This is a genomic window from Moorena sp. SIO1F2, assembly GCF_010672755.1.
Classification (GTDB): Bacteria; Cyanobacteriota; Cyanobacteriia; order Cyanobacteriales; family Coleofasciculaceae; genus Moorena.
The window spans coordinates 1-4,281 of sequence record NZ_JAAHFV010000467.1 but is presented as its reverse complement, the minus strand read 5'-3'; the positions used below and the strand labels follow the sequence as shown (position 1 = coordinate 4,281).

Genomic DNA, 4,281 nt, shown 5'->3' with positions numbered 1-4,281 from the left:
TTAGCTGATAGCTGATAGCTGATAGCTGATAGCTATCAGCTATCAGTTATCAGCTATCAGTTATCAGCTTATGGGCTATGGACAGGCTACTTGAGGTGCTTATGGGCATAGGGTAAGCAAAGAGAAGAGCTTTTGAATAAAACAGGTAAGCATTAGTTTAATCTGAGTTATGGAAAGCTGTTCGCGTAGGGTGAGCTTTTAGCTCACGGCTGACGGCTGACGGCTGACGGCTGACCGCTGAATGCTTACATCAGCAGTCATTTTGATCGCCGATGGATAATTCGATCCACAATAAAAGCAGCGATCGCACCAACTCCAACACCAATCAAAATATGAAATAGCACAAACCAGAAAGTATAAGTCAAGCAAGGGTAGAGTCCAGCTTTAGGGCAATCTAAGGATTCCTTCCGGTCTAGTTTGATCAAGATCACTTCTAGAGGTTGTTTAGCGTCGCTTTGGGAAGAAATACCACTGACCGCTAGGCCAGTACCGACGAAGGTGATCCAAAGTTGTAGTCTTTTCTCCTGTTTTTCAGCTTGTTTGTCTCGGACTCGATCAGCCTCCTCCTTATCTCTGAGGGCTTTTTCCAAAGCGCGATCGCGTTCTGCTTGTTCAATTTCCACAATACCTCTGATTGAGGAAATCGCTTTGTCTAACAGGGCGGAGCTATGTCCAAAATAGCTTAAGTTTATTTTAATTTGCTCTTGATAAGTATGGCTTATTTTATCAGAAAATACTGACAAAATTCTTAAATCATCCTTTGGTAATTTTTCTTGAAGTTGTTGAAGCTTTTCGGAATAATTGTGAGCATTAATCTTCATTGTCAAGCTATAGCTTTCTAACTGTCCCAGCCAGTCTGAATAGTTCAAGTCTAGCTTCGGCAGTATTCTCAGCTTATGCTTAAAGTCCAACAGTTCAGCTTCAGATAATGATCTCTGATTATCTTGACTTTGAGTCGTGGCACAGGCTTCTAGCCTGTGATCTGTCGTTTTATCTTGACTTTGAGTCGTGGCACAGGCTTCCAGCCTGTGATCTGTCGTTTTATCTTGACTTTGAGTCGTGGCACAGGCTTCCAGCCTGTGATCTGTCGTTTTATCTTGACTTTGAGTCGTGGCATAGGCTTCCAGCCTGTGACCTGTCGTTTCATTGATTATTTTTTTAATCTCTTGATATTGTTGTTTAACATCACTATACACCTCCCGGCTGATTTGATAAGCTCGAATAACTTTTTGGCGATAAAAAAATAAATCAATAAAGTTTTGATAAAACCAGCAAAAATTTTCGTCAGCTCGGGCACTATAGTTGCCATTCACCTCTTCTCCTAAAAATAGCCAAACAAAAATTTGGCCATAGTCTTGAGATTGATCGGGAATGCCATATTCAAAAATTGGACTATCAAATAATTGACCTTCTTGATACAGCGGTGGACAGTTATCCTTATCCTTTTCTCCCAGAAAATTCTGCACACACTGATCAGCTATCTCTTTCCATACATGGGAATCTTGCTGATGCTTCTGGGGTAGCCAAGCAGTTAGTAACAGAATTTGTCCTAGGGAACTGTTAATGTTACTGTTAATTTTACTGGGAAGAAAGCACTGGTCTGGATTAAAATAGTTGAATACAGTCAGGTCTACGTCTTCAGTTTTCTGATTATTCTCAACTTCAGGAATCCGAATATTCAAACCGAGAGCATAACTATCATAGATCTGGAGTGGACAAGCTTGACCAGTAATCCTTATTCCTTTGCCATTCTTCAGAGATAATTTTCCCTCCAACGGTAAGAGAATATTATCAGTTGTGGATCCTTTTAGTAAAGCAATGCGGGAACCTTCGGCAACGTCTCTCAGGTCTAGCTTATCTTGAATTTGGAATTTAGCACAAATCTGATCGTACTTGTGCCAAAGTAGTTCGCTGTTATAGTCGGTGTCTGGTTGGGAATCACTACTAGATGCATTCCTAAGATGGAAGGCAAAGAGATGAATATTAGGTGCGTAGATTTTATGAGTCATTGTTTGAGATTTTTAGTAAGCATTCAGGCGTCAGCCGTCAGCTGTCAGCTGAATGCTTATTTTATTCAATAGCTGTTCGCGTAGCGTGCGCGTAGCGCATAAGCTGATAGCTGATAGCTGATAGCTTACCTGACGGCTGACGGCTGATAGCTCAATGCTTACCCTTGTTTTGATTGCTGACTCTTGTCTGACTGTTGTTGATTAGTTTTAGCTTTAATAACTTCTTGGTTGGTTTTTCGCAGTTCAAATAGATTTTGAATAATACTTGCTTCGGAATTAGACGGAAGCTTGGGCGAATTCTTTAATTCCTTATTAGTTTCAGCAAATGGGCGTAGAGTATCTCTGACTTCTGTATGGGTTTGTAACCAATTAGTTAGTATCTGATCTAATTCAGCTTCTGTTGGAGTGTCTAAAGTTACTAAAAGTTGGTCTAAGTCTTGCAAGTCTATAAGTTCAAATTTTTTCGAGTGAGTTTTTAGTGCTTGCGTAAAAGCTTGAATAATTCTTGAAATTTCCATTTTTTTTTGTTGATTTAACTAAAAATAATATTTTCCAATGGCGCAGTAAGCCGCCCAATAAAAAGGAGAATAAAAGGGAGTTTCTTCACTTTTAAAGAAACGGAGTTCTTTCTTAATTTTTTCCTTAAAGTTATTCTCCAAATTCAACTGTTTAGTTAACTCTTCAGCCCAATCTAACAATTCCTGTACAGTAGCATCCCGCAGCCAGAGTTGGGCTTGATTCAGGGCAAGTGCTAAGGACATTGGCTTTAGCAAATTATGATAAAATTTAATCATCAACAACGCTGTCGATAAATCGTTTACCTTCCACAGGCTACTAACTACTGCTGGACTTCCGGCAACTAGGAAACCACTGGGTAAACCAACGTATTCATCGCTAATGTTAGTATAATCAATCAATCCGGTTTCACAAGCCGAAAGAGTGACCAGGCGACATTGTTCTAATTGTAACTCAAAGACTTCATCGATAGTCAGACATTGCTCTAGGTCAAATACTTCCTCTTCACTTATTCGTAAATAGCGCTCCGAATTGGGTTCAGCAGATGCCGGTTTCTGGGCATTGGCCAGGATTAGAGCCGATTTCCGTGGTTCTTGGTAATTAAAGTAACCGTGACAGCTAAAATGGACAACGTGGAATGTGTTTAAAACTTGGCTATCTATGGCGGCTTTGGTGGCAGCGTTTTCCACCAGAACTTCTGTATCTGGTGGTGAATTGAAGTAGCCTTTAATTACTTCTACTTCTAGGTTAGTGTAAACTAAATCAGCACTGGGATTTTGGACGGCAAACAGATGGGTAAAGTCCGGGCGTTTTCTGGTTTGAGCAAGTTGGAGTAGTTGACAGCTAGGGGCGTAACTTACCCCTGCTGGAAACTGTTCCATTATAATTTTAGATTTACCTTCTCCCTGCTTACTGGTAATCGGTAAAGCATGAAGGGGCAACAAATGTAAAACCTGATGGGGGATTAAAATTAATCTATCGCACCTTTCGGGAATCTGCTTAATGATGTCATCAATGGACAGAATATCAGCCAGCTCATCTAGGCGGTTACTCAGGTCGTTTTGCCAATTATTTTTATTGATTTTATCAGCTTTGTAATCTCGTAAATACTCATCTTTCCAATTTACAAATTTGTCTAAGTCTTGTGGCTCAGATTGCCAAACTATTGGCTGTTGAGTTTCCCTGGTAAAGATGAACGTGAGCAGCTTATCCCATGTAATGTAAAATTCTACAATGGCAGTGTGGTCATCTAAATTGTTCTTAAATTGCTCAAAGTTAAAGCTAGAACCGATAGGTAAATATTGGTATTGTAAATCATTACGCTGCTTTCGCAACTGTTGGAGATGTTGTGCTAAGACTTTTCGATTGTCAGCTTTACCCTGTTGGATTTGATATTGACCTGCCGCTATTTCATTCCTGTATTGTTCTAGTTTAGTAACAACATCTACAGGAAAGATGGTTTTCAGGTCACGGCTGAGAATCTTGTCTGGTCATCGATCCCGAATCCGGCCTCGACGGGCTGGTCAACGTCGGCATCGACGGCGGTGTCGTCGCCGATCTCTCGCTCGAACCGTTGGACGGGCTCGAGTCCTGGGATGCGACCGGCAGGGTCGTCGCCCCCGGGTTCGTCGACCTCCTGTCCTATGAGCCGAACCCGTTCGGAGTCTGGCTGAAACTGGCCGACGGGGTCACCACCAACCTTGCCATGCACGGGGTCTCCAACTACGCCCCGGCCTTCTTCCGCCGCTATGAGGAC

Annotated in this window: 4 protein-coding genes; all 4 read right to left on the bottom strand. The window is 41.6% G+C overall.

The features are described from left to right. Positions 1-257 precede the first annotated feature (257 nt). On the bottom strand, positions 258-2,009 hold the full coding sequence (locus F6J94_RS31025; protein ID WP_293047301.1) for a hypothetical protein: 1,752 nt from the start codon (positions 2,007-2,009) through the stop codon (positions 258-260). A gap of 158 nt (positions 2,010-2,167) precedes the next feature. Then, the gene (locus tag F6J94_RS31020) at positions 2,168-2,527 is read right to left on the bottom strand and encodes a hypothetical protein (protein WP_293047299.1); all 360 of its coding nucleotides are present in this window, start codon (positions 2,525-2,527) and stop codon (positions 2,168-2,170) included. 18 nt (positions 2,528-2,545) lie between these two features. After that, the gene (locus F6J94_RS31015) at positions 2,546-3,859 is read right to left on the bottom strand and encodes a CHAT domain-containing protein (protein WP_293047297.1); all 1,314 of its coding nucleotides are present in this window, start codon (positions 3,857-3,859) and stop codon (positions 2,546-2,548) included. 128 nt (positions 3,860-3,987) lie between these two features. Next, on the bottom strand, positions 3,988-4,281 hold a 294-nt coding region (locus F6J94_RS31010; RefSeq protein WP_293047295.1), incomplete at its 5' end, for a hypothetical protein.

Excerpts from the sequence above, each read along its gene's own strand:
- F6J94_RS31020 (WP_293047299.1), bottom strand. The coding sequence starts at position 2,527 with ATGGAAATTTCAAGAATTATTCAAGCTTTTACGCAAGCACTAAAAACT.
- F6J94_RS31025 (WP_293047301.1), bottom strand. The coding sequence starts at position 2,009 with ATGACTCATAAAATCTACGCACCTAATATTCATCTCTTTGCCTTCCAT.